Source organism: Pseudomonas sp. MD195_PC81_125, assembly GCF_014060985.1.
Classification (GTDB): domain Bacteria; phylum Pseudomonadota; class Gammaproteobacteria; order Pseudomonadales; family Pseudomonadaceae; genus Aquipseudomonas; species Aquipseudomonas parakoreensis.
Genome location: NZ_JABULD010001040.1, coordinates 1 through 520 on the forward strand (window position 1 = coordinate 1; position 520 = coordinate 520).

The following is a 520-nucleotide window of genomic DNA, read 5'->3' on the forward strand; positions in this document are numbered from 1 at the left end:
GCCCCCAAAACCCCCGCCAGCGCGGTCTGTCAGGATCAGCGCGCGCTCAGGTTTTACGACTGCTGCGCAGCCGATCGGGGATGAATCCCCTCGCCACAGAGAATCTCCTCAACACAGAAATCAGTAATCGATCTCAACCGAGGGCCGTTTTCTCCAGGTGCTCAAGGATGATCGGATACACATCCACCACCGCGTTCTTGCCGAACATGCAATCGATGTGGCCGTAACCCGGCACCACATGCCGGCTGTAACGCTCCGGCCCGTGGACTGCGCAGACGCGCTGGTAGGTCTTGAGCGTGCTTTCCGGCAGGTAACACTGGTTCTCCGCGCCGCTGATAAAGCAGATCGGCATGGTCAGCCGCTCAAAATGCGGCATGTACACATCGTTGCCCTTGAAATCCACCAGATGCCCTTTGCGCACGATCAGCGCCAAATGCTCGAAAGTCTCGATGTTCGACTCGCCGAACAGTTCGTGCAGGTTGTCGTGCAGGGTTTCGTTAAGGGTGTCGTGGCGATACAG

The 520-nt window shown here is 58.1% G+C and carries 1 pseudogene; it reads right to left on the reverse strand.

What is annotated here, in order from left to right:
* Positions 1-133 precede the first annotated feature (133 nt).
* Positions 134-520 (reverse strand): annotated as a pseudogene (locus HT737_RS31070) (choline dehydrogenase); the annotation flags it as partial.